This is a genomic window from Massilia sp. TS11, from assembly GCF_022012445.1.
Taxonomy (GTDB): Bacteria; Pseudomonadota; Gammaproteobacteria; order Burkholderiales; family Burkholderiaceae_D; genus Telluria.
The window spans coordinates 55,436-80,782 of the sequence record NZ_JAKLTS010000017.1 but is presented as its reverse complement, the minus strand read 5'-3'; the positions used below and the strand labels follow the sequence as shown (position 1 = coordinate 80,782).

General features: G+C 65.4%; 23 protein-coding genes. 7 read left to right on the top strand and 16 right to left on the bottom strand.

What is annotated here, in order from left to right; all coding sequences use genetic code 11:
* Positions 1 to 31 precede the first annotated feature (31 nt).
* From prpF to prpB, 4 genes are read right to left on the bottom strand one after another with little or no spacing between them, the layout of a single operon-like run.
* Complete coding sequence (prpF, locus tag LZ005_RS19810) at positions 32 to 1,222, bottom strand: 2-methylaconitate cis-trans isomerase PrpF (RefSeq protein WP_237810238.1); 1,191 nt, start codon at positions 1,220 to 1,222, stop codon at positions 32 to 34.
* 2 nt (positions 1,223 to 1,224) lie between these two features.
* Positions 1,225 to 3,822, bottom strand: a complete 2,598-nt coding sequence (gene acnD, locus LZ005_RS19805) for a Fe/S-dependent 2-methylisocitrate dehydratase AcnD (protein WP_237810237.1) — start codon at positions 3,820 to 3,822, stop codon at positions 1,225 to 1,227.
* The gene (gene prpC / locus LZ005_RS19800) at positions 3,822 to 4,982 is read right to left on the bottom strand and encodes a 2-methylcitrate synthase (RefSeq protein ID WP_237810236.1); all 1,161 of its coding nucleotides are present in this window, start codon (positions 4,980 to 4,982) and stop codon (positions 3,822 to 3,824) included. The genes acnD and prpC overlap by 1 nt, the downstream gene beginning before the upstream one ends.
* 27 nt (positions 4,983 to 5,009) lie before the next feature.
* The gene (prpB, locus tag LZ005_RS19795; protein WP_237810235.1) at positions 5,010 to 5,897 is read right to left on the bottom strand and encodes a methylisocitrate lyase; all 888 of its coding nucleotides are present in this window, start codon (positions 5,895 to 5,897) and stop codon (positions 5,010 to 5,012) included.
* A gap of 149 nt (positions 5,898 to 6,046) precedes the next feature.
* Here prpB and prpR point away from each other — a divergent pair, with 149 nt between their 5' ends.
* From prpR to LZ005_RS19780, 3 genes are all read left to right on the top strand, one after another.
* Positions 6,047 to 7,669 (top strand): propionate catabolism operon regulatory protein PrpR, encoded by a 1,623-nt coding sequence (prpR, locus tag LZ005_RS19790; RefSeq protein ID WP_237810234.1) that lies wholly within the window; start codon positions 6,047 to 6,049, stop codon positions 7,667 to 7,669.
* A gap of 150 nt (positions 7,670 to 7,819) precedes the next feature.
* Positions 7,820 to 9,196, top strand: coding sequence for a pyridoxal-phosphate dependent enzyme (locus tag LZ005_RS19785; protein ID WP_237810233.1), 1,377 nt, complete (start codon positions 7,820 to 7,822; stop codon positions 9,194 to 9,196).
* A complete protein-coding gene (locus tag LZ005_RS19780) occupies positions 9,193 to 10,362 on the top strand; it encodes a PLP-dependent aspartate aminotransferase family protein (protein ID WP_237810232.1) in 1,170 nt (389 codons plus the stop codon). Before LZ005_RS19785 ends, LZ005_RS19780 begins: the two co-directional genes overlap by 4 nt.
* A 209-nt stretch (positions 10,363 to 10,571) precedes the next feature.
* Here LZ005_RS19780 and LZ005_RS19775 read toward each other — a convergent pair whose 3' ends face one another.
* The 9 genes from LZ005_RS19775 to clpS form a co-directional block, all read right to left on the bottom strand.
* Complete coding sequence (locus LZ005_RS19775; protein ID WP_237810231.1) at positions 10,572 to 10,922, bottom strand: DUF3147 family protein; 351 nt, start codon at positions 10,920 to 10,922, stop codon at positions 10,572 to 10,574.
* Positions 10,923 to 10,926: 4 nt separating this feature from the next.
* A complete protein-coding gene (locus tag LZ005_RS19770) occupies positions 10,927 to 11,568 on the bottom strand; it encodes a glutathione S-transferase family protein (RefSeq protein WP_237810230.1) in 642 nt (213 codons plus the stop codon).
* 49 nt (positions 11,569 to 11,617) lie between these two features.
* On the bottom strand, positions 11,618 to 12,244 hold the full coding sequence (locus LZ005_RS19765) for a hypothetical protein (protein ID WP_237810229.1): 627 nt from the start codon (positions 12,242 to 12,244) through the stop codon (positions 11,618 to 11,620).
* A 64-nt stretch (positions 12,245 to 12,308) separates the two neighbouring features.
* Entirely contained in the window at positions 12,309 to 12,851 is a 543-nt protein-coding gene (locus tag LZ005_RS19760; RefSeq protein WP_237810228.1) for a DUF1697 domain-containing protein, read from the bottom strand.
* Positions 12,848 to 13,558, bottom strand: coding sequence for an aspartate/glutamate racemase family protein (locus LZ005_RS19755; RefSeq protein ID WP_237810227.1), 711 nt, complete (start codon positions 13,556 to 13,558; stop codon positions 12,848 to 12,850). The genes LZ005_RS19760 and LZ005_RS19755 overlap by 4 nt, the downstream gene beginning before the upstream one ends.
* Positions 13,559 to 13,586: 28 nt before the next feature.
* Positions 13,587 to 14,657: a HupE/UreJ family protein gene (locus tag LZ005_RS19750; protein ID WP_237810226.1), complete on the bottom strand. Its 1,071-nt coding sequence runs from the start codon at positions 14,655 to 14,657 to the stop codon at positions 13,587 to 13,589.
* Positions 14,658 to 14,661: 4 nt separating this feature from the next.
* On the bottom strand, positions 14,662 to 17,013 hold the full coding sequence (locus tag LZ005_RS19745) for a YHYH protein (protein ID WP_237810225.1): 2,352 nt from the start codon (positions 17,011 to 17,013) through the stop codon (positions 14,662 to 14,664).
* Between the two features lie 103 nt (positions 17,014 to 17,116).
* Positions 17,117 to 19,417 (bottom strand): ATP-dependent Clp protease ATP-binding subunit ClpA, encoded by a 2,301-nt coding sequence (clpA, locus tag LZ005_RS19740; protein ID WP_237810224.1) that lies wholly within the window; start codon positions 19,415 to 19,417, stop codon positions 17,117 to 17,119.
* A complete protein-coding gene (gene clpS, locus LZ005_RS19735; protein WP_237810223.1) occupies positions 19,414 to 19,716 on the bottom strand; it encodes an ATP-dependent Clp protease adapter ClpS in 303 nt (100 codons plus the stop codon). Before clpS ends, clpA begins: the two co-directional genes overlap by 4 nt.
* A 346-nt stretch (positions 19,717 to 20,062) precedes the next feature.
* Between clpS and LZ005_RS19730 the strand changes: the two genes are divergently transcribed.
* Positions 20,063 to 20,266, top strand: a complete 204-nt coding sequence (locus LZ005_RS19730) for a cold-shock protein (RefSeq protein ID WP_237810222.1) — start codon at positions 20,063 to 20,065, stop codon at positions 20,264 to 20,266.
* 142 nt (positions 20,267 to 20,408) lie between these two features.
* On the opposite strand, the gene icd is transcribed toward LZ005_RS19730, so the two are convergent.
* The gene (icd, locus tag LZ005_RS19725) at positions 20,409 to 21,665 is read right to left on the bottom strand and encodes an NADP-dependent isocitrate dehydrogenase (protein WP_237810221.1); all 1,257 of its coding nucleotides are present in this window, start codon (positions 21,663 to 21,665) and stop codon (positions 20,409 to 20,411) included.
* Positions 21,666 to 21,799: 134 nt separating this feature from the next.
* Here icd and LZ005_RS19720 point away from each other — a divergent pair, with 134 nt between their 5' ends.
* Positions 21,800 to 22,354 (top strand): pseudouridine synthase, encoded by a 555-nt coding sequence (locus tag LZ005_RS19720; protein WP_237810220.1) that lies wholly within the window; start codon positions 21,800 to 21,802, stop codon positions 22,352 to 22,354.
* 193 nt (positions 22,355 to 22,547) lie between these two features.
* On the opposite strand, the gene LZ005_RS19715 is transcribed toward LZ005_RS19720, so the two are convergent.
* Positions 22,548 to 22,856, bottom strand: coding sequence for a hypothetical protein (locus LZ005_RS19715; protein WP_237810219.1), 309 nt, complete (start codon positions 22,854 to 22,856; stop codon positions 22,548 to 22,550).
* Here LZ005_RS19715 and LZ005_RS19710 point away from each other — a divergent pair.
* Entirely contained in the window at positions 22,855 to 23,286 is a 432-nt protein-coding gene (locus LZ005_RS19710) for a DUF192 domain-containing protein (RefSeq protein ID WP_237810218.1), read from the top strand. The two genes, LZ005_RS19715 and LZ005_RS19710, sit on opposite strands and share 2 nt — an antisense overlap.
* Positions 23,287 to 23,368: 82 nt before the next feature.
* Here LZ005_RS19710 and rpsT read toward each other — a convergent pair whose 3' ends face one another.
* Entirely contained in the window at positions 23,369 to 23,635 is a 267-nt protein-coding gene (rpsT, locus tag LZ005_RS19705; RefSeq protein ID WP_237810217.1) for a 30S ribosomal protein S20, read from the bottom strand.
* Positions 23,636 to 23,802: 167 nt separating this feature from the next.
* On the opposite strand from rpsT, the gene murJ reads away from it, so the two are divergent.
* Positions 23,803 to 25,347, top strand: a complete 1,545-nt coding sequence (gene murJ, locus LZ005_RS19700) for a murein biosynthesis integral membrane protein MurJ (protein WP_237810216.1) — start codon at positions 23,803 to 23,805, stop codon at positions 25,345 to 25,347.

Below are 25,347 nucleotides of genomic sequence, written 5' to 3'. Positions count from 1 at the left end.
ACGGCGGAGCGGCTTGTCAGACAGGCAAAGCTCAGAAGGCGTCGCCCGGTACGCGCACGCTGCCTTCCATCAGCACGCGTGCGCTGCGGCTCATGATGGCTTTCTTCACGCTCCACTGGCCGCCCTCGCAGCTGGCCTGGGCGCCGACGCGCAGGGTGCCGGACGGATGCCCGAAACGCACGGCCTCGCGTTCGCCGCCGCCGGCCGCCAGATTGACCAGGGTGCCCGGAATGGCGGCGGCGGTGCCGATCGCCACTGCGGCCGTGCCCATCATGGCGTGGTGCAGCTTGCCCATCGACAGGGCACGCACGAGCAGGTCGATGTCGCTGGCCGCCACCGGCTTGCCGCTCGAGGCAACATAGTCCTGCGGCGGGGCGACGAAGGCCACCTTCGGCGTGTGCTGGCGCTTGGCCGCCTCGTCGATGTGGCTGATCAGGCCCATGCGCACGGCACCGTAGGCGCGGATCGTCTCGAACATGGCCAGGGCTTTCGGGTCGCCATTGATGGCGTCCTGCAGCTCGGTGCCCGTGTAGCCGACCGCCTCGGCCTTGATGAAGATGGTCGGAATGCCGGCATTGATCATGGTCGCCTCCAGGGTGCCGACACCGGGCACCTCGAGCGCGTCGACCAGATTCCCGGTCGGGAACATGGCGCCGCCGGCGCCCTCCTCCTCGGCCGCCGGGTCGAGGAATTCGAGCTGGACTTCGGCCGCCGGAAAGGTCACCCCGTCCAGTTCGAAGTCGCCGGTTTCCTGCACCTGGCCGTCCGTGATCGGCACGTGGGCGACGATGGTCTTGCCGATATTGGCCTGCCAGATCGTCACCGTGCAGACGCCATTCTGCGGCACGCGCGACGGATGCACGAGGCCGCTGGCAATCGCGAACGAACCGACCGCGGCCGACAGATTGCCGCAGTTGCCGCTCCAGTCGACGAAGGGCTTGTCGATCGACACCTGACCGAACAGGTAGTCGACGTCATGCCCGGGCTTGGCCGACTTGGACAGGATCACCGTCTTGCTGGTGCTCGAGGTGGCCCCGCCCATGCCGTCGATCTGCTTGCCGTAGGGATCGGGGCTGCCGATCACGCGCAGCAGCAGCGCGTCGCGCGCCGGCCCCGCCACTTGGCAGGAGGCCGGCAGATCCTGCAGACGGAAGAACACGCCCTTGGAGGTCCCGCCGCGCATATAGGTGGCGGGGATCTTGATTTGCGGTGCGTGTGCCATGTTCAAGCCGCCTTGCTCGAAGCCAGGAAGTCCTGGGCGAAGCGCTGCAGCACGCCGCCGGCCTCGTAGATCGACACTTCTTCGGCCGTATCCAGACGGCAGGTCACCGGCACCTCGACCGTCTCGCCGTTCTTGCGGTGGATCACCAGGGTCAGCGTGGCACGCGGGGTGCGCGCGCCGACCACGTCGAAGGTCTCGGTGCCGTCGATGCCCAGGCTCAGGCGGTTCACGCCCGGCTTGAACTCGAGCGGCAGCACGCCCATGCCGACCAGATTGGTGCGGTGGATGCGCTCGAAGCCCTCGGCCACGATGGCTTCCACGCCGGCCAGGCGCACGCCCTTGGCGGCCCAGTCGCGCGAGGAGCCCTGGCCATAGTCGGCCCCGGCGATCACGATCAGCGGCTGCTTGCGCTCCATATAGGTTTCGATGGCTTCCCACATGCGCGTGACCTTGCCTTCGGGCTCGATGCGGGCCAGCGAGCCGGCCTTGACCTTGCCCTCGGCGTCCTTGACCATCTCGTTCTTCAGGGTCGGATTGGCGAAGGTGGCGCGCTGCGCCGTCAGGTGGTCGCCGCGGTGGGTCGCGTAGGAGTTGAAGTCCTCCTCCGGCAGGCCCATCTTGGCCAGATATTCGCCGGCGGCCGAGTCGAGCATGATGGCATTCGACGGCGACAGGTGGTCGGTCGTGATGTTATCGCCCAGCACCGCCAGCGGGCGCATGCCCTGCAGCGTACGGGCGCCGGCCAGCGCGCCTTCCCAGTAAGGCGGACGGCGGATATAGGTCGACATCGGGCGCCAGTTGTACAGCGGGCTGACCTTCTCGCCATCGTCGGCCTGCTTGGCGAACATCGGGATATACACCTTGCGGAACTGCTCGGGCTTGACGCTCTTGGCGATCAGGCTGTCGATTTCCTCGTCGCTCGGCCAGATGTCGGCCAGGGTGACCGGCTTGCCATTGGCGTCGTGGCCGAGCACATCCTTTTCGATGTCGAAACGGATCGTGCCCGCGATCGCATACGCGATCACCAGCGGCGGCGAGGCCAGGAAGGCCTGCTTGGCATACGGGTGGATGCGGCCGTCGAAGTTGCGGTTGCCCGACAGGACGGCGGTGGCGTACAGGTCGCGCTCGACGACTTCCTTCTGGATCTGCGGATCGAGCGCGCCCGACATGCCATTACACGAGGTGCAGGCATAGGCGACCACGCCGAAGCCGAGTTTCTCCAGATCGGGCAGCAGGCCGGCTTCCTCCAGATACAGGGTGACGGCTTTCGAGCCCGGCGCCAGCGAGGACTTGACCCAGGGCTTGCGCGTCAGGCCGAGCGCATTGGCCTTCTTGGCCAGCAGACCGGCCGCGACCATATTGCGCGGGTTATTGGTGTTGGTGCAGCTGGTGATGGCGGCGATGATCACGGCGCCGTCGGGCATCTTGCCCGGCTCGTTCTCGACCTTGCCGGCAATGCCGCGCGCGGCCAGTTCGCTGGTCGGCACGCGCTTGTGCGGATTCGACGGACCGGCGATATTGCGCACCACGCTCGACAGATCGAAGCGCAGCACGCGCTCGTATTCGGCGTCCTTCAGGCTGTCCGACCACAGGCCGACCTGCTTGGCATAGGTCTCGACCAGCTTGACCAGTTCATCGTCGCGGCCGGTCAGCTTCAGGTACTTGATGGTCTGCTCGTCGATCGAGAACATGGCGGCGGTGGCGCCGAATTCGGGCGCCATGTTCGAGATCGTGGCGCGGTCGCCGAGCGTCAGCTTGGCCGCCCCTTCGCCGTAGAACTCGAGGTAGGCCGACACGACCTTTTCCTTGCGCAGGAATTCGGTCAGCGCCAGCACCACGTCGGTGGCGGTGATGCCCGGCTGCGGCTTGCCGGTCAGTTCGACACCGACGATGTCCGGCAGGCGCATCCACGAGGCGCGGCCCAGCATCACGGTCTCCGCTTCGAGGCCGCCGACGCCGATCGCGATCACGCCGAGCGCGTCCACCATCGGGGTGTGCGAGTCGGTGCCGACCAGGGTGTCCGGATAGGCGACGCCGTCGCTCACCTGGATCACGGGCGACATGCGCTCGAGGTTAATCTGGTGCAGGATGCCATTACCCGGCGGGATCACATCGACGTTCTGGAAGGCCTTCTTGGTCCAGTCGATGAAGTGGAAGCGGTCCTCGTTGCGGCGGTCCTCGATGGCGCGGTTCTTGGCGAAGGCGTCGGGATCGAAGCCGCCGCATTCGACCGCCAGCGAGTGGTCGACCACGAGCTGGGTCGGCACCACGGGATTGACCAGGGCCGGGTCACCGCCCTGCTCGGCGATGGCGTCGCGCAGACCGGCCAGGTCGACCAGGGCGGTCTGGCCCAGGATGTCGTGGCAGACCACGCGCGCCGGGAACCACGGGAAGTCGAGCTCGCGCTTACGCTCGATCAGCTGGCGCAGCGAGTCGCTCAGCGTGGCCGGGTCGCAGCGGCGCACCAGATTCTCGGCCAGCACGCGCGAGGTGTAGGGCAGCTTGGCCCAGGCGCCGGGCTGGATCGCATCGACGGCGGCTTGCGCGTCGAAGTAATCGAGCGCCGTGCCCGGCAAATTCTTGCGGTATTGGCTATTCATTATTTGCGGTCCTTGATCGGCACGAATTGCAGGTCTTCCGGACCGACGTAGTTGGCGCTCGGGCGGATGATCTTGTTATCGATGCGCTGCTCGATGATGTGGGCCGACCAGCCCGAGGTGCGCGAGATCACGAACAGCGGCGTGAACATGGCCGTCGGCACGCCCATCATGTGGTAGGACACGGCCGAGAACCAGTCGAGGTTCGGGAACATCTTCTTAATTTCCCACATCACCGACTCGAGGCGCTCGGCGATGTCGAACATCTTGGTCGAACCGGCTTCGACCGACAGCGAACGGGCCACTTCCTTGATGACCTTGTTGCGCGGGTCGGAGATCGTGTACACCGGGTGGCCGAAGCCGATCACGACTTCCTTGTTGGCGACGCGGTTGCGGATATCGGCTTCGGCTTCGTCCGGATTGTCGTAGCGCTTCTGGATTTCGAACGCGACTTCATTGGCGCCGCCGTGCTTGGGACCGCGCAGCGCGCCGATGGCGCCGGTGATGGCCGAGTACATGTCCGAGCCGGTGCCGGCGATCACGCGCGCGGTGAAGGTCGAGGCATTGAATTCGTGCTCGGCGTACAGGATCAGCGAGGTGTGCATGGCCTTGACCCAGGAAGCCGGCGGCTTGACGCCGTGCAGCAGGTGCAGGAAGTGGCCGCCGATCGAGTCGTCGTCGGTTTCGGTGTCGATGCGCTTGCCATTGTGGCTGAAGTGGTACCAGTACAGCAGCATCGAGCCGAACGAGGCCATCAGGCGGTCGGCGATGTCGCGCGCGCCCGGCACATTGTGGTCGTCTTTTTCCGGCAGCGTGCAGCCGAGGGCCGACACGCCGGTGCGCATCACGTCCATCGGGTGGGCGGCGGCCGGCAGGGCCTCGAGCGCTTCGGTCACGGCCAGCGGCAGGCCGCGCAGGGATTTCAGCTTGGCCTTGTAGCCGCGCAGCTCGGCTTCGGTCGGCAGCTTGCCGTGCACCAGCAGATAGGCGATCTCTTCGAACTCGCACTGGTCGGCCACGTCCAGGATGTCATACCCACGGTAGTGCAGGTCATTGCCGCTCTTGCCAACCGAGCACAGGGCGGTATTGCCCGCGGCCACGCCGGACAGGGCAACGGATTTCTTCGGCTTGAAGGTCGGGGTGTCTTTGGTTTGTTCGGTCATGGTGTTCTCCTGAAGATGTTCTGGGAATTATTTCTTTTGTGCGGCAAACAGAGCGTCGAGCTTCTGCTCGTAGCTGTGGTAATCGATGCGCTCGTACAGTTCCATGCGCGTCTGCATGGTGTCGACCACGTTCTTCTGGGTGCCGTCGCGGCGGATCGCCGTGTAGACGTTCTCGGCCGCCTTGTTCATCGCGCGGAAGGCCGACAGCGGATACAGCACCAGGCCGACATCGGCGCCTTTCAGCTCGTCCACGGTAAACAGCGGGGTGGCGCCGAATTCGGTGATATTGGCCAGGATCGGCACCTTCACGGCGGCGGCGAACTGCTTGTACATCTCGAGGCTGGTGATGGCTTCCGGGAAGATCATGTCGGCACCCGCTTCGACGCAGGCGACGGCGCGCTCGATGGCGGCGTCCAGGCCTTCCACGGCGAGCGCATCGGTGCGCGCCATGATCACGAACTCGGGGTCGGTCTTGGCGTCGGCGGCGGCCTTGATGCGGTCCACCATCTCACCCTTGCTGACGATCTCCTTGCCCGGACGGTGGCCGCAGCGCTTGGCGCCGACCTGGTCTTCGATGTGCACGGCAGCGGCGCCGAACTTGATCATCGACTTGACGGTGCGCGCCACATTGAAGGCCGAGGCGCCAAAGCCGGTGTCGACGTCGACCAGCAGCGGCAGGTCGCACACGTCGGTGATGCGGCGCACGTCGGTCAGCACGTCGTCGAGGTTGGAGATGCCCAGGTCCGGCAGACCGAGCGAGCCGGCGGCGACGCCGCCACCGGACAGATAGATGGCCTTGAAGCCGGCGCGCTTGGCCAGCAGGGCATGGTTGGCGTTGATGGCGCCCACGACTTGCAGCGGGGACTCTTCTTTGACGGCCTTGCGGAAGGCCGCACCAGCGGAATATTGGCTCATGTTTGCCCTTTCATTGAGATGCCCAAGTGCATTGCAAGCCCCGTGCCACACCTTGAAACATCGCAAAATCAAGCACTTGGCACTCTGGGCCGGGGCGCATTATGTTTCAATGTGAAACACTGCAACGCAACGTGTGTTACACTGAAACCATGCGCCCGCGTCCCCTGCCCCCTGCCGAAACGAGCGACAAGCCGGTGATCTGGACCGTGTCGGTCTCGCGCCTGTCCGACCTGTTCCGCGACATCACGCTCGAATACGACCAGCTCGCCACGATCGAGCCGATCCACCTCGGCTTTGACGAGGCGGCCCGGCATATCCGCGAGCGCCTGGCCAGCGAGCGCTGCGACGTGGTGGTGGCGGCCGGCTCGAATGCCGCCTATCTGAAGGGACGCGTGTCGGTGCCGGTGGTGGTGGCCAAGGCCTCGGGCTTTGACGTCATGCAGGCGCTGGCGCGCGCGCGCCAGGTCAGCGAGCGCATCGGCGTGATCACCTACCAGCAGCCGCTGCCCGAACTGGCCCAGTTCAGCGCCACCTTCGGCTACGACATCGAGCAGCGCACCTATGTGACCGAGGAGGACGCACGCGCCCAGGTCAACGAACTGAAGGCGGCCGGCATCCAGGCCATCGTCGGCGCCGGCCTGATCACCGACCTGGCCGAGGAAGCCGGGCTGACCGGGGTGTTCGTCTACTCGGCCACCTCGATCCGCCAGGCCTTCGACGACGCGCTCGAAGTGGCGCGCCTGACCCAGCTCGAAAGCAAGCGCTTCCGCCAGGCGGCCGTGGCCGACACCTTGCAGGCGCGCCATGGCCTGGCCGATCTGCGCGGCGAGTCCGACGCGATGGAGGCGCTGCGCCAGCATGTGGTGCTGTTCGCGCGCTCGCCCGCCACCGTGCTGATCCAGGGCGAAACCGGCACCGGCAAAGAGCTCGTGGCCCAGGCCATCCACCGCGAAAGCCTGCGCCGCCAGGGCAGCAACCGGCCTTTTGTGGCCGTCAACTGCGGCGCCATTGCCGAGTCCCTGCTCGAATCCGAATTGTTTGGCCACGAGGAAGGCGCCTTCACCGGCGCGCGCCGCGGCGGCCATGCCGGCCTGTTCGAGGCGGCCAACCACGGCACCTTGTTCCTCGATGAAATCGGCGAGATGCCCCTGGCCCTGCAGACGCGCCTGCTGCGCGTGCTCGAAGAACGCGAGGTCGTGCGCGTCGGCGGCACCCGGCCGATTCCGATCCAGGTGCGCGTGATCAGCGCCACCCATTGCGATCTGGAAGCGCGTGTGCGCGAAGGAAAATTCCGCGCCGACCTGTTCTACCGCCTGGCCGTGCTGCGCGTGACGATTCCGCCGCTGCGCGCACGGCCCGACGATGCGCTGGCGCTGGCCGAATGGAGCCTCAAGCAGGCGCTGGCGGCGCTGGGCGCGCGCCCGCATCCGAATCTGGCGGCCGAGCTGGCGGCCTGCGCCAGCCTGTTCACGCGCTACGACTGGCCCGGCAATGTGCGCGAGCTGCGCAATCTGACCGAACGCCTGGCCCTGTTCCTGGCGGCCGAACCGCTGCAGGCCCTGAGCCCCAGCTTTGTGCTGCAGGTGGCGCCCGAACTGCAGCGCGCCGTCGCCGCCGCCGGCACGCCCGCCCCGGCCCTGCGCCAGGACAGCGTGGAAGCCGTGCTGGCGCGCTTCGGCGGCCGGCGCGACGAGGCCGCCGCCTACCTCGGCATCAGCCGCACCACGCTGTGGCGCAAGCTGAAGAACGCGCGCACGCTTGCGCTGAAATAAAGCCCTCCCCCGCCAGCCGCGCAGACTGGCGCGGCCCGTCGGCGCACCCGCGCATACTGGCAACACCGCACGCATACAGGTATGCGGAAATCTTCCTTCCCGCCTGAGCGCCGCGCCGCTAGCATCGCTGGCTTCCCTGAGGAGAGCACCATGTCCACGCCACAAGCGCCCGCGCTGTTCTCTTTGATCGGCAATACCCCGCTGCTCGAAGTGACCCGCATCGACACTGGCCCCTGCCAGCTGTTTCTGAAACTGGAATCGCAAAATCCCGGCGGTTCGATCAAGGACCGCATCGCCCTGTCGATGATCCGCACGGCCGAGGCCGATGGCAGCCTGCAGCCGGGCGGCACCGTCGTCGAAGCCACGGCCGGCAACACCGGCCTCGGCCTCGCCCTGGTGGCCCGCATCAAGGGCTACCGCGTGGTGCTGGTCGTGCCCGACAAAATGGCCAGCGAAAAAATCCTGCACCTGAAAGCCCTCGGCGCCGAGGTGCGCCTGACCCGCTCCGACGTCGGCAAGGGCCATCCCGACTACTACCAGGACATGGCGCGCCGCATCGCCGCCGAGCTGCCCGGCGCCTGGTATGCCGACCAGTTCAATAACCCGGCCAATCCGCTCGCGCACGAAAGCACGACCGGGCCCGAGATCTGGGCCCAGATGCAGCAGGACGTCGACGCCATCGTGGTCGGGGTCGGCTCGAGCGGCACCATCACCGGCCTGACCCGCTATTTCCGCAAAGTGCAGCCGGCGCTCGGCTTCGTGCTGGCCGATCCGCAGGGCTCGATCCTGGCCGAGTATGTGCAGAGCGGCCAGATCAGCTCGACCCCGGGCAGCTGGGCGGTCGAAGGCATCGGCGAAGATTTTGTGCCGGCCATCGCCGACCTGTCCGGCGTGCGCCGCGCCTACACGATCAGCGACGAGGAAAGCTTTCAGACGGCGCGCCTGCTGCTGCGCCAGGAAGGCATCGTAGCCGGTTCATCGAGCGGGACCCTGCTGGCCGCCGCGCTGCGCTACTGCCGCGCCCAGACCCGGCCGCAACGTGTCGTCAGTTTCGTGTGCGACACCGGGACCCGCTATCTGAGCAAGGTCTACAGCGACGCCTGGATGCGCGACCAGGGCCTGCTGGCGCGCCCGGCCCATGGCGATCTGCGCGACCTGATCGGGCGCCGCCACGACCAGGGCGAAGTCGTCAGCGTCAGTCCCCAGGACAGCCTGCTGACCGCCTTCAACCGCATGCGCGCCGGCGACCTCGCCCAGCTGCCCGTGCTCGACGATGGCCTGCTGGTCGGCATCATCGACGAATCCGATCTGCTGCTGCACGTGAGCCAGGCGCGCGCCGGTTTCGCCAGCCTGGTCGGCGACACCATGAGCCGCAAGCTCGAGACCCTGCGCCCGGCCGACAGCCCGGCCGCCGCGCGCGCCATCCTCGACCGCGGCCTGACCGTCGTGGTACGCGAAGGAAAAACCTTCTACGGCCTCATCACACGTTATGATTTGCTGATCCACTTGCGCAGGACACTGACATGAACAAAGCCCGCCACCTCGCCACCCGCGTCATCCACGCCGGCCAGACGCCCGATCCCAGCACCGGGGCCGTGATGCCGCCGATCTATGCGACCTCCACCTACGCCCAGGACAGCCCGGGCGTGCACAAAGGCCTCGACTACGGGCGCTCGCACAATCCGACCCGCTGGGCGCTCGAGCGCTGCGTGGCCGATCTCGAAGGCGGCGCGGCCGCGTTCGCGTTCGCGTCCGGGCTGGCGGCCATGTCGACCGTGCTCGAGCTGCTGGACGCGAATGCCCACGTGGTGGCCGGCGACGACCTCTACGGCGGCAGCTACCGCCTGTTCGAGCGCGTGCGCCGGCGCAGCGCCGGGCACGAGTTCAGCTATATCGACCTGACCCGGCCCGAGAACCTGCGCGCCGCGATCACCCCGAACACCCGCATGCTGTGGGTCGAGACGCCGACCAATCCCATGCTCAAGCTGGCCGATCTGCGCGCACTGGCCGCCATCTGCCGCGAGCACAACATCATCAGCGTGGCCGACAATACCTTCGCCAGCCCGATCGTGCAGCGACCGCTCGAACTCGGCTTCGACATCGTCGTGCACTCGATGACCAAGTATCTGAACGGGCATTCCGACATCATCGGCGGCGTCGCGATTGTCGGCCAGGAAGAACGCCACGCCCCGCTGCGCGAGCAGCTGAAGTTCCTGCAGAACTCGGTCGGTGCGATTGCCGGGCCGTTCGACAGCTATCTCGCGCTACGCGGCATCAAGACCCTGGCACTGCGCATGGAGCGCCACTGCGCCAGCGCGCTCGAGCTGGCCGGCTGGCTCGAGCGCCAGCCCAAGGTGCGCAAGGTGAACTACCCCGGCCTGGCCAGCCATCCGCAGCACGCGCTGGCGCGCGAGCAGATGCACGGCTACGGCGGCATCATCTCGATCGACCTCGACACCGACCTGGCCGGCGCCCGCCGCTTTCTCGAAGCGGTCGAGGTGTTCACGCTGGCCGAGTCGCTGGGCGGCGTCGAGAGCCTGATCGAGCATCCGGCCATCATGACGCACGCGACGATCCCGGCGGCCCAGCGCGCCGCGCTCGGCATCGGCGACGGCCTGATCCGCCTGTCGGTCGGCATTGAGCACATCGACGACCTGCGCGCCGACCTCAGCCACGCCCTCGCCGCCATCTGACATTCCAAACGGGGTCAGGTCCGGCAATCGGACATCCGAGAACTTTTTGCCTGCCGGTTGGTCGTCACTTAGATTCCAAACGGGGTCAGGTCCGGCAATCGGACATCCGAGAACTTCTTGGCCGGCAGATTGTCGCGCTCAATGACGACCAATTTGCCGCCTTTAAGTTCTCAGATGTCCGATTGCCGGACCTGACCCCGTTTGGGATCTCAGAGTAAGTGGATGCCGAAGGGTTTGAGGGCTTGGGCGAATAGCCAGAAGATGGCGATCGTTAGTACGGCGCTGGCGGCCAGCGTCGGCCAGAAGCCGAGGCGCGGCAGCAGCCAGGGGAAGACGAGGAACATCGGCAGGGTCGGTACCACGTACCAGAAGGTGTACCACGCGTGGTTGGCAATCTTTTCCTGGCCCTGTTGCTCGACGTACAGCCAGACCAGGCTCAGTACGGTGACCAGGGGCAGCGCCGCGATCAGGCCGCCCAGCTTGTCGCTGCGCTTGGCGGCCTCGGAGACCAGCACCACCACGCCGGCCGTCAGTAGATATTTGGTGATCAGCCAGGGCATGGCATCACCACTTGGCGGCGATACGCTCGCCCGGCATGATCGCGTATGGATCGCCCCAGCCCGGCAGCGCCTTCAGCCGTGCCAGCCAGGCGCCGATGTGCGGGTAGCTGGCGGCGACATCGATGCCGCTCTCTTCCACCGGATAGAACAGGTAGCCGCAAAGCGAGAAGTCGGCGATCGTCGGGCGCGCGCCGACGATAAACGGGCTGTGCGCCAGATGCTGGTCGACGATCCCGAAGGCGCCGTCGATGCGGCCGCGCAGCCAGGCCATCACGTCCGGGTTCGGCGCGCTCTGGCCGAATGCTTTCATGAAGCGGTAGGAGGCGAAATAGCTGGTGAATTTGTGGTTGTCGAAATACATCCAGCGCTGGATCTCGCGCTGCTCGTCGGCATCGCGCCCGCCGAACTGGCCGAAGCGCTCGGCCAGCAGGGTCAGGATCACGGCCGACTGGGTCTGGGCCTTGCCATCGATCTCGAGAATCGGCACCTCGCCCATCTCATTTGACTGCGCGCGCCAGGCGGCCGTGCGGGTGATGCCGTTCATGAAATCGACGAACACCGGCTCCCATTCCACGCCCATCGCATTGAGCGCGAACGCCACTTTGTAGGCATTGCCCGACTGGCCGAAGCAGTGCAGCTTGAGCATGGTTCCTCCGCTAACATTGTTGAGCCCGCTAACTTATCACAGGCGGCCCTCATTTGCTGATCAGCGCGTCGGGGTCGAGGGCCGGCATCTCGCTTCCATACCGTTCCTGCAGGCCGGCATAGATGGCCGGAAGACGCAGGCCGCTCGGGCAGTCGGACAGCGGCAGGTCTCGTTCGCTCGGCAACTGAATGCGGTAGCCCTCCTCGGCCGGGATGCGCCACAGGCTCATGTCGGCGCGCGGTTTGAGCGCTTCCAGCGGGCGAGGGCGGCGCGGGTTCTCGCCCTGACAGCTTGCCCAATCGCCATCCTGCAGCGCCAGCAGGCCGACGCTCGCGTAGCGGCGCAGGCGCGGCCCCTCCTCGCCCTCCTCGATCACCAGCAGGGCGCGCGGAAAATAGGTGTACATCGCGCGCCCCCAGTGATCGCCCGAGATGAACTTCAGGCCCATCGGCATCGTGCGTGTGCCGCCGAGTTGACGGATCAGGCGGTAGCGTACTTCAAAGGCCTGGGTGATGGTGATGCAGATCCGGGTCTCGCCACGCAGCTCCTGCTTGCAGGGGTCTGGCAGGAGGCGGTAGGACTCGAATTCCGCAATCACGACGGCGGTGACGGGGCCGGCCTGGGCCGGGCGCATCGACGCAAACAGCAGAGCAAGCAGTATCAGCAAGGCGGGCATGGCAGTCTCCGGAAGCAAGCGGATTGCCATGCTAGCGAGCCACAAGCGGGAGCACCTTGCGAGATCACATCTGCGCGCACATGTCGGCCAGCTTGGCCACGGTGTTCCAGTTGCGGGCGGTCATGGGCACGCCGATGGCGCGCTCGGCCCCGGCGGCGAGTTTGGACTTGCCGATGCCGGCCGGCGCGTGCAGGTAGAACACCTGGCCGATGATCTGGTAGCGCTCGCCATTGCTGGCCAGGGCGTCGAGCTTGTCCATGCGGGCCGACGCGGGCGCGGCGGCGAGAAAGCCGAAATGCAGGCTGGTCGGCGCGGCGCTGGCCTCGGGATAGGGATTGGCCGCGATGGCCTGCTGCAGTTCTGCTGCACTCAGCACCAGCACGTCGGGCGTGAAGCCGTGCGTCTGGCCGATGGCGGCGCCGATCGCGCGCGCCAAGGCGGCCGGGCTGGCCTCGGCGTGCTGGAACACGACGTTGCCGTTCTGGATGTAGGTGCGCACGGCCTGGCAGCCGATGGCCTCCATCGGGGCGGCCAGGGACTTCATTGGCAGCAGATTTTTGCCGCCGACATTAATGCCGCGCAGCAGGGCGATATAGGTGGTGCTCAATCTGTGTCTCCGATGGCGCGGGCCAGCGCCGCTTGGGCCAGCAGGCGGGTCGAATCGAGGGTGGGCAGCGGCGAATTGGCGTCGCTGATGATAAGAGGAATTTCCGTGCAGCCGAGCACGACGGCGTCACAGCCCTGCCCTTGCAGACGCGTGATCACGTCCTGGAAGGCGCGCACGCTGGCCGGGCGCAAGTCGCCTTGCACGAGTTCATCCATGATGATGCGGCCCATGAGCGCGCGGTCCGGCGCGGACGGGACGACGGCCTGCAGGCCGCGCGCGGCCAGGGCTTGCGGATACACGCTGCTGGCCGTCAGCCAGGCGGTGCCGGTCAGGCCGATGCGCCGGAAGCCGCGCGCGGCGGCGGCCGCGGCCACCTCCTCGGCGATATGCAGCCAGGGCAAGGGACTGGCGGCGGCCACGCGCGCAAAGGCGGCGTGGATGGTGTTGTCCGGGCAGATCAGAAAGTCGGCACCGGCGGCGGCCAGCTTGCGCGCCGAACTGAGCATGAGAGCGGCCACGCCATCGAGATCATCGTGCTCGAGACAGGCGACGTAATCGGCCAGTGCATGGCTGTGCAGCGAGATTTCGGGATGGGCGTGCGGCCCCAGCCGGGCGCTGCCTGCCTGGCAGATGCTGCGGTAGCACAGGGCCGCCCCTTCGGCCGAGCAGGCGACGATGCCGATGTGCTGGAGTGTCGGGTTGCGCATCCAGCCATGATGGCAGAGCCGGCGCCGTTCAGGCAAGCACGCGCTGCACCAGCCAGACGCTGCCGACGACGGCCGCCGCCAGCGAGGTCATGCGCGGTAGCAGCGGATGCCAGCGCACGGCCAGCAGGCGGCGCAGGCCGGCCAGCACCAGCAAGGCAGCGCCGACAAAGGCGAGCTGACCGAGTTCCACGCCGAGATTGAAACCGGCCAGGCTGGCCAGGCGGTTGTGGTCGGCCAGGCCGAGTTCGATCAGGCCGCCAGCGATGCCCAGGCCGTGCAGCAGGCCGCAGCCGAACACCAGCCAGGGCCGCTGCTGCTGGGCGCGCTGGCCGCGCCACAGATTGTCCAGCGCCAGCAGCACGATCGACAGCGCGATCAGGGGCTCGACGATGCGCGGCGGCGCCGCCACCCAGCCGAGCGCGGCGGCAGCGAGGCTGAGGCTGTGGGCCAGGGTGAAACTGGTGATCACGGTCAGCCAGTAGCGCCAGCCGGCCCCGGCCACCAGCACGGTCAGCAGGAACAGCAGATGGTCGGGACCGATGAGGATATGCTCGGCCCCGGCCGCGAGAAAGGCGCGCAGGGCCGGCCAGGCGCCCTGGTAGAACACATGCTGGGGCCGCTCGCGCGTGAGCAGCGCGCCTTCGCTGTCCTCGTTGCGCAGCACGCGCAGCGCCAGCTGGGTACGGGCGCTGGCGTCGGCGTGGAAGATGCGCGTGGCCACTTCCAGCGCGCCGACCTGGGCGCCATCCCAGACGTAGCGGCGCATCACGATCAGCTGGTCTTCGCCCTGCTGGCCGCCGTCGCCCGGATGCGAGAGCAGCAGGTCTTCGAAGGCGACGCGGCCGAGCTGCCCATCGGAGCGCAGACTCAGCAGAGCCGTCACTTCCATGCTCAGCAACTCACGGTGGGCCTGCAGCTCGCTCAGGCTGAGCAGGCCGTCATGGTTGTCGTCGACCCCGTGCAGAGCCGCCACCGGCACCGGCAGCACGACAAAGGCGGAATCGCCGACGATGCGGATGGCGCCCTGCCCGGCCGCGGCCAGATGGGCGCGTGCAGGCAGGCACAGCAGGCAGAGAACGAGGATCAGCAGGCGTCGCATGGCATCACCGGGCCAGCGCGGCCGTGCCCTTCACGCAGCGCTGAATGTAGGGATAGGCGTCAGTGATGTAGTAGTGGTAGATCCCGTTCGGGAACTCGGGCGTGACGCCCGTGCGGCCGTTGCATTCGTCGAGGTCGCCGAGGCCGGCCACATATTCGTAGTCCTGGGTGAAGGTGCCCATCGGCACCGAGCTGGTCGACGGACGGCCGCTCGACGGCGTGCTCTTCAGGCGGTAGCTCGAACTGATGACCTTGATCGCGCTCGTGCTGTCCATGGCCGTGCTGTAGCCATAGCGCGCGTAGATGGGGAAGCCGTCGATCGCGAAGCCGACCAGGGTCATCGCCTTGCCCTTGTTCAGCTTGGTGAGTATGCCTTCCGGCATGCCATGGTAGTGGTAGGCGCCGTCGGGCTGGACGTGGGCATTATTGCTGTCCACGCCAAACGGGAAATAGCTCTGGTTCAGCGCTTCGATCTTCCACACGCCGGCATTCTGGTAGCTCTCGGCTGTGGCGGGGTCGAACTTGACACCGTTGTAGGCGTAGCCGATCACATGGTCGACCGCCGTCGTACTGCCCGTGGTGGCCGGGTTCAGGGTGCCGGCGAACTGCACGGTGACGGCCTTGACCGCATTCGGATTGCCGGAATTGGGGAAGGTCCCGATCGTATGGTCGGGTACGCCATTGCCCGTCAGATTGCGCGTGCTGCCGCTGCAGCTGATCGACACCGTGGCCGGCAGGTTCACCGTCGTATTGGTCAGGCTGTGGCTGTAGGGGCAGTAGATATTGCCGGTGATGGTGCTGCTGCCGCCGCTGCTGGTGCCGGCGCTCGGCGTGACATTCACGCTGGCCGAGGCGGCGCCGGTGCCGGCCGAATTGGTGGCCGTGACCGAACACGCATAACTGGTGCCATTGCTGAGGCTGGACACGGTGATCGGGCTGGCGCTGCCCGTGCCCGTGCGTGTGAGGCCGCCGCCCGCGCAGCTCGCCGTGTAGGCCGTGATGCTGGCCCCACCATTGCTACTGGGCGCCGTGAAGCTGATGCTGGCCGAGCCATTGCCAGCCGTGGCCGTGCCGATCGTCGGCGCCGATGGCACGCTGATCGTCACCGGCGCCAGCGGCGTAACAGCCACCGCATTCGAAGCGCTGCCGGCCCCGGCGCTGTTGATTGCCCGCACGCTGCACAGATAGCTGCTGCCGTTGACCAGACCCGTGACCGTGATCGGCGTGCCGGTGCCGCTGGCGCTCTGGCTGACCGCACCGGCGCTGCAGCTGGCCGCATAGCTGCTGATGGGAGCGCCGCCGGTATTGCTGGGGGCGACAAACACCAGGGTGGCGCTGCCATTGCCCGCCGTAACGCCGGCCAGGGTCGGCGCGCCGGGCGTGCTCACCGTGATCGGAGCGGCGACCGGCGTCACAGCCAGCGCGGACGAGGCGGCGCTGTTGCCGAGCGCATTCGTGGCCTTGACCGTGCAGCTGGCCTCGACGCCATTGCTCAGACCGCTCACGGTCAGGGGGCTGCCGGTCCCGCTGGCCGACTTCACCACGCCGCCGCCGGCGCAGGTGGCCGTGTAGCCGGTGATGGCGCTGCCGCCATCGCTGGCCGGACTGGAGAACACCAGGGTAGCGCTGGCGTCGCCGCCGCTGAGCGCGCTCAGGCTCGGGGCGCCCGGCACCGTGCTGCCGGCAATGCGCGACACCGGCGTATAGCTGATGCCGCCCGCCAGCGCGGCCGCGGTGCCCGCCTTGTTCTCGGCGCTTTCGCTGAACGCCAGGAACACGGCCGACGCCGTCCCCTTCTGCTTGTCGAGAATGTCCTTCCAGTAGGCCAGGCCGCCGCTGTCGGGCTCGCGGTGCAGGGCATTGCGGTAGAGGGCGGTGACAAAGGCCGTGCTATCGGTGCTGGCGCCGAACAGGCGCGTGAATTCGGCCTCGCGCGTGAAGCCGGCCGCGATCTCGCCAAGGCTGGCGCCATTGTCCATCACGCTGATCCAGAAGCCGAGGCCGCCGGCATCGGGCACGCGGCTGAAGGCGGCCTGATACAGCCGGTAGATCTGGCCGGGGATGCCCTCGGTGTCGAAGGCCAGGTTCTGGTCGGCGAACTGGGCGCGCTGGCTGGTGCTCAGCGTGGTGCTGCCGCCATTGCCTTCGATATCGGTGATCGTCACGCTGCTGCCGCTGATGCTGATGCTGTAGCTGGCGCGGTTGCCGGGAAAGGCCACGGTGCTGGCGCTGTTGCTGCCCAGGCCAATGGCGGCCAGCAGGCGCGTGCCGCTGCCGCTGGCAGTCGGGCTGTCGCTGCCAGCGCCGCAGGCGGCCAGGCTGAGCAAAACGGGAATCGTGAAATAACGGGCTTGCATGGGCATCCTCCCCTCGGGCATGGGAGGATTCTCGTGCAAGATTATGAAGAAATTATGCAGGCGGCCCAGAAACGACACAGCCCGCCGAAGCGGGCTGTGGGGCTTATTCGACCTCGACGGTCTCGGGGGCCGCCAGCGGCGGCGCGCTGTCGGACTCGGGGAACTCGAGCTTGACCTCGTCCTTGTCGTCCAGATCGACCGTCACGCGGCCGCCACTGACCAGGCGGCCGAACAGCAGCTCGTCGGCCAGGGCCTTGCGGATCATGTCCTGGATCAGGCGCTGCATCGGGCGCGCGCCCATGAGCGGGTCGAAACCTTTCTTGGCCAGGAAGCGGCGCAGCGTGTCGGTGAAGATGGCCTCGACCTTCTTCTCGTGCAGCTGCTCCTCGAGCTGGATCAGGAACTTGTCGACCACGCGCAGGATGATTTCCTCGTCCAGCGAGCGGAAGCTGATGATGGCGTCCAGGCGGTTGCGGAACTCCGGCGTGAACATGCGCTTGATGTCGGCCATTTCATCGCCCTGCGACTTGGTCTCGGTAAAGCCCATGCTGCGCTTATTGAGACTTTCGGCCCCGGCATTGGTCGTCATCACGATGATCACATTGCGGAAATCCGCCTTGCGGCCATTGTTGTCGGTCAGCGTGCCGTGGTCCATCACCTGCAGCAGGATATTGAAAATGTCCGGGTGGGCTTTTTCAATTTCGTCCAGCAGCAGCACCGCGTGCGGCTTCTTGGTGATGGCTTCGGTCAGCAGACCGCCCTGGTCGAAACCGACATAGCCCGGCGGCGCGCCGATCAGGCGGCTGACGGCGTGGCGTTCCATGTACTCGGACATATCGAAGCGCACCAGCTCGATGCCGAGGATGAAGGCCAGCTGCTTGGCCACTTCGGTCTTGCCGACGCCGGTCGGGCCGGAGAACAGGAAGGCGCCGATCGGCTTGTCCGTCTTGCCCAGGCCAGCGCGCGCCATCTTGATGGCCGAGGCCAGCGCGTCGATGGCCGGGTCCTGGCCGAACACCACATTGCGCAGGTCGCGGTCGATCGTCTGCAGCTTGCTGCGGTCGTCCTGATTGACGGTCTGCGGCGGGATGCGCGCGATCTTGGCGATGATGTCTTCGATCTCGGTCTTGCCGATGGTTTTCTTCTGCTTGGACTTGGGCAGAATGCGCTGGGCGGCGCCGGCTTCGTCGATCACGTCGATGGCCTTGTCCGGCAGATGACGGTCATTGATGAAGCGCGCCGACAGCTCGGCCGCGGTGGTCAGGGCCGAGGCCGAATACTTGACGCCGTGGTGCTCTTCGAAGCGCGACTTGAGGCCGCGCAGAATCTGCACGGTCTGCTCGACGGTCGGTTCATTGACGTCGACTTTCTGGAAGCGGCGCGAGAGCGCGTGGTCTTTTTCGAACACGCCGCGGAACTCGGTGAAGGTGGTGGCGCCCACACACTTGAGCTGGCCATTGGCCAGGGCCGGCTTCAGCAGATTCGAGGCGTCGAGCGTGCCGCCCGAGGCCGAACCGGCGCCGATGATCGTGTGGATTTCGTCGATGAACAGGATGCCTTGCGGCGTTTCCTTCAGCTGCTTGAGCACGGCTTTCAGGCGCTGCTCGAAGTCGCCGCGGTATTTGGTGCCGGCCAGCAGCGCGCCCATGTCGAGCGAATACACGACGGCATTCTGCAGGATTTCGGGCACTTCGCCCTGGGTGATGCGCCAGGCCAGACCCTCGGCGATGGCGGTCTTGCCGACCCCGGCCTCGCCGACCAGCAGCGGATTGTTCTTGCGACGGCGGCACAGGATCTGGATCACCCGGTCGACCTCGTCCTCGCGCCCGATCAGCGGATCGATGCGGCCTTCGGACGCCATTTTATTGAGGTTCTGGGTGAACTGGTCGAGCGGCGACTCCTTGGTCTGGCCCTCGGCCTGTTGCTCCTCGACACCTTCGGACGCCTTGTGGGCTTCGGACGGCTGGTCCTTGCGCACCCCGTGCGAGATGAAATTGACGACGTCGAGCCGGGTCACGCCCTGCTGATGCAGGTAGTAGACGGCATGCGAGTCTTTTTCGCCGAAGATGGCGACCAGCACGTTCGCACCCGTGACTTCCTTTTTGCCATTCGAGGCGGACTGCACGTGCATGATGGCGCGCTGGATCACACGCTGGAAACCGAGCGTGGGCTGGGTGTCGACTTCGCCCGTGCCGGGCACGGTCGGCGTGTTGTCACCAATAAAGTTCGTGAGCGTTTTGCGCAGGTCTTCGATATTGACCGCGCAGGCACGCAGCACTTCGGCGGCCGAGGGATTGTCCAGCAGGGCCAGCAGCAGGTGCTCGACAGTAATGAATTCATGGCGGGCCTGGCGTGCGTCCACGAAGGCCATGTGTAGGGACACCTCAAGTTCCTGCGCAATCATACTTCCTCCATCACACACTGCAGGGGATGCCCTGCCTTGCGTGCGTGTGTTAAAACAAATTCGACTTTAGTACACGCGATGTCTTTGGAAAACACCCCGCACACGCCCTTGCCCGTGCGGTGCACGGTGAGCATGATCTGGGTGGCCGTCTCCCGGTCCTTATTAAAGTACTCCTGGATGATCGCCACCACGAACTCCATCGGGGTGTAGTCGTCGTTGAGCAGAGCGACCTGGTACATGGGCGGCGGCTTGACGGCCTGCCGCTCAAGGACGCTTTCGGTGTCATGCTTGGTTGCCATACACGTATTCTAATGCTTCTACTTCTGCAGCAATGGTTCAAGATCAGGGCGAAAGGGCTTCGTATTCCATCTTACGCCAGTTTGCTTGTCTCCGCAGATGGCACCGTTAACGGTGAAATCAAGAGTTGCTTTTGTACACCTACTCGCAGCCTCGATGCGACAAGTGTGTTAAATCCGCATAATCGCCCCCTAAATCGCTTGACTTCAATAATTATTCCACTAACAATGCACTTGTTGACCGGCACTTTGTGGTTAGGTTGACAAGAAGTGAGCAGGCTGAGGAGGGGGCAGGAAGCTTCTTGCTTTTATGGCTCGTGTGATAAGTTATTAAACAGAAAGTTTTTCTATGGCAACAGGTACTGTTAAGTGGTTCAATGATTCCAAAGGTTTTGGCTTCATTACGCCCGACGATGGCGGCGAAGATTTGTTCGCACACTTTTCCGCAATCAACATGAACGGCTTCAAGACCCTGAAAGAAGGTCAAAAAGTTCAATTCGAAGTCACGCAAGGCCCGAAAGGCAAGCAAGCTTCCAACATCCAGACGCAGTAATCCTGGCCATGTGAAAACCCCGCTCGAGCGGGGTTTTTTACATCAGGATGTCAGATGCCGAGAACCCGCCGCTGGCGGGTTTCTTTTTTTCTGGCAATAAAAAACCCCGCCTCGGCGGGGTCGGGAGCGCAAGGGTCGGCGCTTACTGCATCTGTTCGATCATCACCTCGCCGAAGCCCGAGCACGAGACCTGGGTCGCCCCTTCCATCAGGCGCGCGAAGTCATAGGTGACGCGCTTGGAGACGATGGCCTTTTCCATCGACTTGATGATCAGGTCGGCCGCCTCGGTCCAGCCCATATGGCGCAGCATCATCTCGGCCGACAGGATCAGCGAGCCCGGGTTCACGTAGTCCTTGCCCGCATACTTGGGCGCGGTGCCGTGGGTGGCTTCGAACATTGCCACCGAGTCGGACAGATTGGCGCCCGGCGCGATGCCGATGCCGCCGACCTGGGCCGCGAGCGCGTCCGAAATATAGTCGCCGTTCAGGTTCAGGGTGGCGATCACCGAGTATTCGGCCGGACGCAGCAGGATCTGCTGGAGGAAGGCGTCGGCGATCGAGTCCTTGATGACGATGTCGCGCCCGCTCTTCGGATTCTTGAACTTGCACCACGGGCCACCGTCGATCAGCTCGGCGCCGAACTCGCGCTGGGCCAGCGCATAGCCCCAGTCGCGGAAGCCGCCTTCCGTGTATTTCATGATGTTGCCCTTGTGCACCAGCGTGACCGAGGGCTTGTCATTGTCGATCGCATACTGGATGGCCTTGCGCACCAGGCGCTCAGTCCCCTCGCGCGAGACCGGCTTGACGCCGATGCCGGTGCTGTCCGGGAAGCGGATCTTCTTCACGCCCATTTCCTTGACCAGGAAATTGATCAGCTTCTTGGCGCCTTCCGAGCCCTCGGCCCATTCGATCCCGGCATAGATGTCCTCCGAGTTCTCGCGGAAGATCACCATGTCGGTCTTGTGCGGCTCGCGCACGGGCGAAGGCACGCCCTGGAACCAGCGCACCGGGCGCAGGCAGACGTACAGGTCGAGCTCCTGGCGCAGCGCGACATTGAGCGAACGGATGCCGCCGCCGACCGGGGTCGTCAACGGGCCCTTGATCGAGACCACATAGTCCTTCAGCACCTGCATGGTTTCTTCCGGCAGCCAGACGTCGGGGCCGTAGACGCGGGTCGCCTTCTCACCGGCGAAAATCTCCATCCAGGCGATTTTGCGCTGGCCGCCATAGGCCTTGGCCACGGCCGCATCGACCACCTTGATCATCACCGGCGTGATGTCGGCGCCGGTGCCGTCGCCTTCCAGATAGGGAATGATCGGCGTATCTGGTACATTCAGCGTGAAATCGGCATTGACGGTAATTTTCTGGCCGTCGGCAGGGACTGTAATATGTTGGTACATCGTGTTCTCCGATTGTATTCAGTCTTCTATAAGACATAAGACGTGTGTGGTCTATTATGCCGCAGGAACGCCCGCGGCGCACGCGGCCCGCCACGTCGGTTTGTCAGCCTAGCACAAAAGCATCTCAGGTTTTCATGTCACTGATTCTATTTAACAAACCTTTCGACGTCCTCTGCCAGTTCAGCCCCCAGCCCGGGCGCGCCACTCTGGCCGACTATATTCAGCGCCCCGGCGTGTATCCGGCCGGGCGCCTCGACGCCGACAGCGAAGGCCTGATGCTGCTGACCGACGACGGCAAACTCCAGCACCGCATCGCCCATCCGGAACGCAAGGCGCCGAAGACCTATCTGGTCCAGGTCGAAGGCGTGCCCGACGCGGCTGCGCTGGCGCGCCTGCAGGCCCCGCTCGACCTGGGCGACTTCACCACCCTGCCCTGCCGCGCCGCCCGCGTCGCCGAGCCAGATTGGCTGTGGCCGCGCCAGCCGCCGGTGCGCCAGCGCGCCCACCAGCCGACCAGCTGGCTGAGCCTGACGATCAGCGAAGGCAAGAACCGCCAGGTGCGGCGCATGACGGCCAAGGTCGGCTACCCGACTCTGCGCCTGATCCGCCTGAGCATCGGCCGTTTCAGCCTGGCCAGCCACCCGCTGCTGCCAGGCGAATCGATGGCAGTTGATCAGGCCGACCTGTGAAGCGGCACCCGTTTGCGCGCCGCACATCACTGGGAAAACGGGGCTTTTTAAGAGCGAAATTGTTGCGGCGCGATGAAATCCGGCGCGAAATTTCTTCATCTTTTTTTGAGAAAATTCAAAAAAGCTGTCAACCGGCTGTGTTCGCCTGCGTTAGAGCAGACAGATTCTCGCGAATCTAAAAAAACTAGTTTTTTTAACCCAAAAAGGATTTGACAATGAAGAAGATCATCGCTGCTCTGGTTGCTTCCCTGTTCGCTGCTTCGGCCTTCGCCGCTTCGGCTTCGGCTTCCGCTTCGGCCGCTTCGGCTGCCTCGATGGCTTCGGCCTCGGCTTCGGCTTCGGCTTCGGCTAAAGCTTCGAAGAAAGCTTCGAAAGCTGCCTCGGCTTCGGCCTCGGCTGCTTCGGCTGCCTCGGCTGCCTCGAAGTAATAGCTTCTTCGGCTATCTGAAAAAGGCGGGGTTTCCCCGCCTTTTTTTGTATCCTCCGGTACAATCGCGGCCATGAAAACCGTGATCACTCTCGCGGCCGCCCTCGTGGCCAGCGCCGCCCTCGCCCAGAATGTCCGCTTTGGCAGCACCCAGCTCAATGCCGGCATCCACCTGATCCAGGCCGAAGTGGCCGCCACCGACGCCCAGCGCATGCAAGGTCTGATGTACCGCGAACGCATGGCGCCCAACAACGGCATGGTGTTCGTGTTTGAGAACGCCTCGACCCAGTGCATGTGGATGAAGAACACCCTGCTGCCCCTGTCGGTCGCCTTCATCGACGCCGATGGCGTGATCGTCAATATCGAAGACATGGCGCCGCAGACGCTCGACAGCCACTGCTCGGCCAAGCCGGTCAGCTACGCGCTCGAGATGAACCTCGGCTGGTTCCAGCAGAAACACATCAAGCCGGGCATGCGCATCGACGGCTTGCCGAAATTGAAATAAGCAAGCAAAAAAACCCGCGTGACGATGTCAGGCGGGTTCTTCCACACACGGCCGCACCAGGCGGCCGTCAGCGCAGCACTGCTTAGGCCGTCATGGCCTTCAGAGCGGCAGCCAGGCGGCTCTTGTGGCGGGCAGCTTTGTTCTTGTGGATGATCTTTTTGTCGGCGATGCTGTCGATGGTCGACACGGAAGCCTGGAAGATCTGGGTTGCAGCAGCTTTGTCGCCAGCCTGGACAGCCTTACGCACAGCCTTGATAGCGGTACGCAGGGTCGAACGCTGGGCGGAGTTGTGCGCGTTCTGCTTGACTGCTTGACGAGCACGTTTGCGCGCTTGTGCGGTATTTGCCATGAAAGTTCCTAAAAATCGGTGGTTTGTGCATTGCCCCGATGGAAGGTATCAGGACAAAGAATTCTGTACAGCCTGCTATTGTAGCGGAATTTTTCCGCCCAAGCAAACGCTTATTTTAGCACGCTCTTGTCAGAAGAGCCAGGCCGGCGCCGCTATAATGCTCGCCCATGAACTTGCTCCGCACCCTCGCCGCCATTTCCAGCATGACCATGCTATCCCGAGTCACTGGATTGCTGCGCGAAAGCCTGTTTGCCGCCGCCTTTGGCGCCTCGGGCATGACCGACGCCTTCAACGTCGCCTTCCGTCTGCCCAATCTGCTGCGCCGTCTGTTTGCCGAGGGCGCCTTCTCGCAGGCGTTTGTGCCGATTCTGGCCGAGTACAAGACCAAGCACGGCGACGCCGCCACCAAGAGCCTGGCCGACCATGTGGCCACGGTGCTGCTGTGGGCCACGCTGGCGATCTCGCTGCTGGGGATCGTGGCGGCGCCCGTGCTCGTCTATCTGATGGCAGGCGGACTCGACCAGCATGCCTTCCCGGCCTCGGTCTTCATGACGCGCCTGATGTTCCCCTACATCGCCTGCATGTCCTTCGTCGCCCTGGCTGGCGGCATTCTGAATACCTGGCGCCAGTTCAAGGTGCCGGCCTTCACGCCGGTGCTGCTGAATCTGTCGTTCATCGGCGCCGCCCTGTTCCTGGCGCCGCACATGGCCCAGCCCGTGTACGCGATGGCGATCGGCGTGATGGCCGGCGGCATCCTGCAGGTGGCGATCCAGATTCCGGCCCTGCTGCGCCTGGGCATGCTGCCGCGCATCGGTCTGAATCCGATGGCGGCCCTGCAGGATCCCGGCGTGCGCCGCGTGCTGATCAAGATGGGTCCGGCCGTGTTCGCCGTCTCGGCCTCGCAGCTGAGCCTGATCATCAACACGAATATCGCCTCTAATCTGGGCCCCGGCGCGATCACCTCGCTGTCCTATGCCGACCGTCTGATGGAGCTGCCCAGCGCCCTGCTCGGCGTGGCGCTCGGCACGATTTTGCTGCCCAGCCTGGCCAAGGCCAGCAATGAGGACGACGCCGAGGAATACTCGGCCCTGCTCAACTGGGGCCTGCGCCTGAGTTTTCTGCTGGCCCTGCCGGCCGCGGTCGGCATGGCCGTGCTGGCCACGCCGCTGATCGCCACCCTGTTCCACTACCGTAATTTCACCGCCGCCATGATCGGCGCCTCGGCCGCGCCGCTGGTCGCGTATGCAATCGGCCTGATCGGGATTATTCTGGTCAAGACCCTGGCCCCGGCCTTCTACTCGCGCCAGGACATCCGCACGCCGGTGCGCATCGCCATCGGCGTGATGCTCGTGACCCAGCTGATGAACCTGGCCTTCGTGCCGCTGTTCGGCGTGGCCGGGCTGGCCCTGTCGATCGGCCTGGGCGCCAGCGTCAACGCGCTGTTCCTCTATCGCGGCCTGCGCAAGATCGGCATCTACCGCGGCCAGGCCGGCTGGGGGCCCTTCTTCGCCAAGCTCGGCGTGGCCCTGAGCGCGATGGGCGCCTGTGGCTGGTTTGCGGCCCAGCGCATCGACTGGGTCGCCATGCAGGCCCACCCCGTCCTGCGCGTGCTGGCCCTGGGCACCATCATCGGCGCCTGCGTGCTGCTGTATTTCGGGCTGCTGTTTGCGATGGGCTTCCGCCTGCGCGACTTCCGCCGCGTGGCCCACTGA

What these genes read in the sequence shown, in the direction of transcription:
- LZ005_RS19730 (WP_237810222.1), top strand. Translation starts at nt 20,063, where the DNA reads ATGGCAACAGGTACTGTTAAGTGGTTCAATGATTCCAAAGGTTTTGGC.
- rpsT (WP_237810217.1), bottom strand. Translation starts at nt 23,635, where the DNA reads ATGGCAAATACCGCACAAGCGCGCAAACGTGCTCGTCAAGCAGTCAAG.
- LZ005_RS19715 (WP_237810219.1), bottom strand. Translation starts at nt 22,856, where the DNA reads ATGGCCGCGATTGTACCGGAGGATACAAAAAAAGGCGGGGAAACCCCG.
- LZ005_RS19770 (WP_237810230.1), bottom strand. Translation starts at nt 11,568, where the DNA reads ATGCTCAAGCTGCACTGCTTCGGCCAGTCGGGCAATGCCTACAAAGTG.
- prpR (WP_237810234.1), top strand. Translation starts at nt 6,047, where the DNA reads ATGCGCCCGCGTCCCCTGCCCCCTGCCGAAACGAGCGACAAGCCGGTG.
- icd (WP_237810221.1), bottom strand. Translation starts at nt 21,665, where the DNA reads ATGTACCAACATATTACAGTCCCTGCCGACGGCCAGAAAATTACCGTC.
- clpA (WP_237810224.1), bottom strand. Translation starts at nt 19,417, where the DNA reads ATGATTGCGCAGGAACTTGAGGTGTCCCTACACATGGCCTTCGTGGAC.
- LZ005_RS19755 (WP_237810227.1), bottom strand. Translation starts at nt 13,558, where the DNA reads ATGCGCAACCCGACACTCCAGCACATCGGCATCGTCGCCTGCTCGGCC.
- LZ005_RS19785 (WP_237810233.1), top strand. Translation starts at nt 7,820, where the DNA reads ATGTCCACGCCACAAGCGCCCGCGCTGTTCTCTTTGATCGGCAATACC.
- LZ005_RS19745 (WP_237810225.1), bottom strand. Translation starts at nt 17,013, where the DNA reads ATGCAAGCCCGTTATTTCACGATTCCCGTTTTGCTCAGCCTGGCCGCC.
- LZ005_RS19720 (WP_237810220.1), top strand. Translation starts at nt 21,800, where the DNA reads ATGTCACTGATTCTATTTAACAAACCTTTCGACGTCCTCTGCCAGTTC.
- LZ005_RS19765 (WP_237810229.1), bottom strand. Translation starts at nt 12,244, where the DNA reads ATGCCCGCCTTGCTGATACTGCTTGCTCTGCTGTTTGCGTCGATGCGC.
- murJ (WP_237810216.1), top strand. Translation starts at nt 23,803, where the DNA reads ATGAACTTGCTCCGCACCCTCGCCGCCATTTCCAGCATGACCATGCTA.
- LZ005_RS19750 (WP_237810226.1), bottom strand. Translation starts at nt 14,657, where the DNA reads ATGCGACGCCTGCTGATCCTCGTTCTCTGCCTGCTGTGCCTGCCTGCA.
- LZ005_RS19710 (WP_237810218.1), top strand. Translation starts at nt 22,855, where the DNA reads ATGAAAACCGTGATCACTCTCGCGGCCGCCCTCGTGGCCAGCGCCGCC.
- prpB (WP_237810235.1), bottom strand. Translation starts at nt 5,897, where the DNA reads ATGAGCCAATATTCCGCTGGTGCGGCCTTCCGCAAGGCCGTCAAAGAA.
- prpC (WP_237810236.1), bottom strand. Translation starts at nt 4,982, where the DNA reads ATGACCGAACAAACCAAAGACACCCCGACCTTCAAGCCGAAGAAATCC.
- prpF (WP_237810238.1), bottom strand. Translation starts at nt 1,222, where the DNA reads ATGGCACACGCACCGCAAATCAAGATCCCCGCCACCTATATGCGCGGC.
- LZ005_RS19780 (WP_237810232.1), top strand. Translation starts at nt 9,193, where the DNA reads ATGAACAAAGCCCGCCACCTCGCCACCCGCGTCATCCACGCCGGCCAG.
- LZ005_RS19775 (WP_237810231.1), bottom strand. Translation starts at nt 10,922, where the DNA reads ATGCCCTGGCTGATCACCAAATATCTACTGACGGCCGGCGTGGTGGTG.
- acnD (WP_237810237.1), bottom strand. Translation starts at nt 3,822, where the DNA reads ATGAATAGCCAATACCGCAAGAATTTGCCGGGCACGGCGCTCGATTAC.
- clpS (WP_237810223.1), bottom strand. Translation starts at nt 19,716, where the DNA reads ATGGCAACCAAGCATGACACCGAAAGCGTCCTTGAGCGGCAGGCCGTC.